Raw genomic sequence first — 4,889 nt, forward strand, 5'->3', positions numbered from 1 at the left:
GCAGGCTTATGGCCCCATCGACGACTTTGGATGGGCCGATCTCAACGGAGACGGGCGCACCGATCTGGTGGTAGCAGGCCATTGGGGTCCGGTTGCTGTTTTTTACGATACCGGATCGGGATGGGAAAGGAAGACCGATAATGGCCTGGATGCCACTAATGGCTGGTGGAATTGTATCGAGGTTACCGATATAGACCGGGATGGAGATTTGGATTTGATCGCAGGCAACTGGGGGCTCAACAGCAAATTCAGGGCCAGCCCCGATACCCCCCTGACACTTTATCGGAGCGACTTTGACGAAAACGGCTCTGTAGAACCGGTAGTGACGTATTTCCACAAGGGCGTGGAAACGCCATTTGCCTCCCGGGATGAACTCGGGAAACAGATGCCTTTCCTGAATAAAAAATTCCGGACCTATCGCGACTTCGCCGGGGCCACCCTGGAAGAACTTTTTGGTTCCGAAGCCCTGGAAAAGGCCGAAAAAAAACGAGTATTTGAGCTCCGGAGCTGTGTCTTTCTAAACGATGGGCACGGGCAGTTTGAAAAAATCCCATTACCCAATATCGGGCAGGCTTCCGTTATTTACGATTTTCTCCCGGAGGATCTGGACGGGGACGGAGATTCAGACCTGATCCTGATCGGGAACCTTCACGAGATGAGTACCCAATTGGGGCGCCTGGACGCATTACAGGGGTTGGTCCTGAAAAATGACGGGGGAGGCTCCTTTTCATGGGTCCCTGAACTGGCACTTCCCGTCTCAGGTGCCGGACGGGTCATTGAGCCGCTTCGAATTGAAAATAAAGAACACTTTGTCATCGGGAGGAATAACGATGCTCCCATATTTCTATCACAACATGAATAAATCGATACAGTATATCCGCGGTTTAGGCCTCGCCTGCCTTCTTTTGCTGGGCTCTTGTACAGAGCAGGAAAAAGAAAGGGCCCTGGCCGAAACGGCGAGCCCTACCCTGTTTACACTCATGCCCCCGGACAGTACGGGTGTGGATTTTGTAAACGCTGTCGAAAACCAGAAAAACTTCAATATTTTCAAATACCGGAATTTTTACAACGGGGGGGGCGTTGCTATTGGGGATATCAATAACGACGGCTTACCGGATCTTTTTCTGACCGGGAATATGGTTCCGAACCGGCTCTATCTGAACAAAGGTAACTTTGAGTTTGAGGATATCTCCGAGAGTGCCGGGGTTCTGGGTAACAAGCCCTGGTCCACCGGGGTGGTCATGGCCGACGTGAACGCCGATGGCTTGCTGGATATCTATGTCAGTAACGCGGGGAACCTGGAAGGGAACAACCACGACAATGACCTGTACATCAACAACGGCAATCTGACCTTTACCGAGCGGGCCGGGGAATTCAACCTTGCCAAAACGGGCTTTACCACCCACGCCACTTTCTTTGATTACGACAAGGACGGAGACCTGGACGCCTATATACTGAACAATAGCAATATACCCGTCAGCAGTCTGGGATACGCCGAACAACGGGAAGTACGGGCTCAGGACTGGGAAGGAGTACCCCATATCTTCAGGGGTGTGGGCGATATGCTCCTGCGCAATGATGGCGGTAAATTTGTAGATGTAAGCGAGGAGGCTGGGATTTATGGCAGCCTGATCGGGTTTGGACTTGGGGTGATGGTTTCAGACTTCAACCAGGACCGGTACCCGGATATTTATGTATCCAACGATTTCTATGAGCGGGATTACCTGTATATCAATAACGGGGACGGTACGTTCTCAGAACAAATCAAGGAGTGGACCAACCACCTTAGCCTTTCGGCCATGGGTATAGATATCGGCGACATTAACAACGACGGTCACCAGGATATTTTTATTACCGACATGCTTCCCGAGCCCGAGGAGCGGGTCAAGTCTGTTATGGAATTTGAAGGTTATAAGGTTTTCGACCTGAAAAGGGGGAAAGACTTCTATCAGCAATACATACAGAACACCCTCCAATTGAATAACGGGAACGGGACGTTTTCAGAGATCGCCTACTACAGCGGGGTCGATGCCACAGACTGGAGCTGGGCCGGGCTCCTCTTCGATATGGACAATGACGGGCTGCGGGATATTTTTATCACCAACGGTATCAATCACGACCTCACCGACCTGGACTTCGTGGACTTTTTTGCCGATGAGATCATTCAGAAAATGGCCCTTACAGGTAAGAAGGAATCCATCGATTCCATCATTAAGAAAATGCCGATCAAACCCCAACCCAATTACGCTTACAGGAATAAGGGAGACCTCACATTCTCAAAAGAAAACAGCGCCTGGGGATTCGATACGCCTACCCGAAGTAATGGGGCAGCTTATGGAGATCTGGACAACGACGGGGATCTGGACCTGGTCATCAACAATGTGAACATGGAAGCCTATCTCTACAGGAACAATACACAACAAACACAGGGGAACAACTTTTTGCGAATGAAATTCAAGGGTTCCGGGCAAAATCCCTTTGCAATAGGTGCTACTGTAATCGGTTATAAGGGATCCGAAGTCCTTGTTCAGGATCTTGTACCCTCCCGCGGCTTCCAGTCCTCAGTGGATTATACCCTTGTCTTCGGGTTGGGGAAAGCCCCGGTTTTAGACTCCCTGCGGGTCCTTTGGCCAAATGACAAGACCGAGGTGCTCCGCAATGTTGCTGTAAATCAGGAACTGGTCTTCGAACAGGGGCAGGCAAACGACAGGTACTTCCCGTCGTCAGATAAAGGTGCAACTCCATATTTGAGTGAAATTCCCCTGAAAAACCTGCAGGAACACGAAGAAGACAATTACAATGATTTTGACCATGAAGGATTGATTTACAGTAAATTATCCCAGGAAGGACCGGCCCTGGCCACGGGGGATGTCAATGGAGATGGGCATGAGGATATCTTTTTTGGTGGCGGAACCGGGCAGTCTGCCGTGCTCTACTTCCATCAGGGCGGGGGAAAACTGCGACAACATGCTGTACCTGCTTTTCAGGCAGATGCCTCCTTTGAAGATACGGCAGCCGCATTTTTCGATGCCGACGGGGATGAGGACCTCGACCTTATTGTGGCCGCCGGAGGGAATCAGGCAGGAAAAAACCGGACGTACAGACCCCGGCTCTATCTGAATGACGGCAAGGGAAATTTTCAAAAATCAGCTACGGACTTACCTACTTCCTTTAAAAACATGTCTACTGTGAGTCCGGAAGACTTTGACGGGGATGGGGATATGGATGTATTTATAGGTTCAAGGTCTGTTGTGGGTATTTATGGGGTCAACCCCAACCACCTCCTGCTTGAAAACCAGGGGGATGGTACTTTCCGGGATGCGACCGAGCGCCTGGCCAACGACATGAAAGATACGGGCATGGTGACGGCTTCTGTATGGACTGACCTGGATGGGGATGGTAAAAATGACCTGTTTGTAACTACAGACTGGGACAGCCCCAAGATTTATCGAAATAACGGGAGGAAGCTGGCGAAGTGGAATACCGGGCTGGACAGCCTTAGGGGATGGTGGAATACGGTCACGGCGGCAGACCTTGACGGTGACGGAGACCAGGACCTGATACTGGGTAATGACGGGTTAAATATGCACTACCGCCCAAAACCCGGAAGCCCGATGAAAATGTGGGTCAACGATTTTGACAACAACGGGACCCTGGAGCAAATCATCACAGTACAGGAAAACGGCAGGGACTACCCGATACACATGAAAAAAGAACTGACCGGCCAACTGGTTTCCCTTAAAAAGGAAAACCTCCGGGCCTCAGTATATGCCAAACGAACAATTCAGGAGCTTCTTCCCCCGGAAGTGGTTGCCAATTCCATTGTCAAAGAGGTCAATATCTCGGAGTCTGTACTGCTTATCAATGAAGGGGGGTGGAAATTCCGGGTACAAAAATTACCCGAAAGGGTGCAACTGTCCTGCATCTGTGGGATCGCTTGTATGGACGTCAATAACGATGGTCACCTGGACCTTATCATGGGCGGTAACAAACACGAATTCAAGCCCCAGTTTTCACGACTGGATGCAGGGTATGGCAATGTGCTACTGGGGGATGGAAATCTAGGTTTCCAATGGCAGCAATACGACCAAAGCGGATTTTTTGTGAGGGGAGAGGTAAAGTATATCGAGCCGATCCGTGACCGAGACGGTAAAACCTACCTGGTGGTTGCCCTGAATGAAGACCAACCCAGAATCTTTAAACTGGATGAATAGAGCAATTGTAATAGGAAGTGCCCTGGCGGTATTATTGTCCGGATGTCGGCAAGGGGGCGATATGTTTGATGCGCCCGGTGCTGCAGAGACCGGAGTGTATTTTACCAATGAACTCACGGAAACAGATGCGCTGAACATCCTGGACTACCTTTATTTCTACAACGGAGGGGGGGTGGCCATTGGAGATATCGACGGGGACGACCTTCCGGATATTTACCTCTCCGGGAACCAGGTGGGAAACAAACTGTTCCGGAACCTGGGCGGGATGAAATTTGAAGACATTACCGAAGAGGCAGGGGTAAAGGGAAATAGTAGTTGGAATACGGGTGCTGTGATGGGCGATGTAAACGGAGATGGCTTATTGGACATCTACGTCTGCGCGGTGGTTGGTATCAATGGTTTTACCGGCCACAACGAACTCTTTATCAACAACGGAGACGGGACCTTTAGCGAAAAGGCCGGGGCTTATGGCCTGGATTTTGACACCTTTAGTTCCAACGCCGCCTTTCTGGATTACGATCTCGACGGTGATCTGGATATCTACTTGCTGAACCACGCCGTACATACGCAGGATTCCTATGGGAAAGCTTCCCTCCGTTACGAGCGCGATTACGATACCGGAGATAAACTCCTCAGAAACGATGGGGATACCTTTACGGACGTAAGCGCCGAAGC

Annotated in this window: 3 protein-coding genes; all 3 read left to right on the forward strand. The window is 50.5% G+C overall.

Translation table 11 applies throughout. The features are described from left to right. On the forward strand, positions 1-862 hold an 862-nt coding region (locus WBV75_RS00880), incomplete at its 5' end, for an FG-GAP repeat domain-containing protein (RefSeq protein WP_424118779.1). Further along, positions 855-4,214, forward strand: a complete 3,360-nt coding sequence (locus WBV75_RS00885) for a VCBS repeat-containing protein (RefSeq protein WP_424118780.1) — start codon at positions 855-857, stop codon at positions 4,212-4,214. The genes WBV75_RS00880 and WBV75_RS00885, both read left to right, overlap by 8 nt. Beyond that, positions 4,207-4,889 (forward strand): FG-GAP repeat domain-containing protein (locus WBV75_RS00890; RefSeq protein WP_424118781.1); only part of this gene is annotated, 683 nt, incomplete at its 3' end. The genes WBV75_RS00885 and WBV75_RS00890, both read left to right, overlap by 8 nt.

The organism is Robiginitalea sp. (genome assembly GCF_049588695.1).
Classification (GTDB): Bacteria; Bacteroidota; Bacteroidia; order Flavobacteriales; family Flavobacteriaceae; genus Robiginitalea.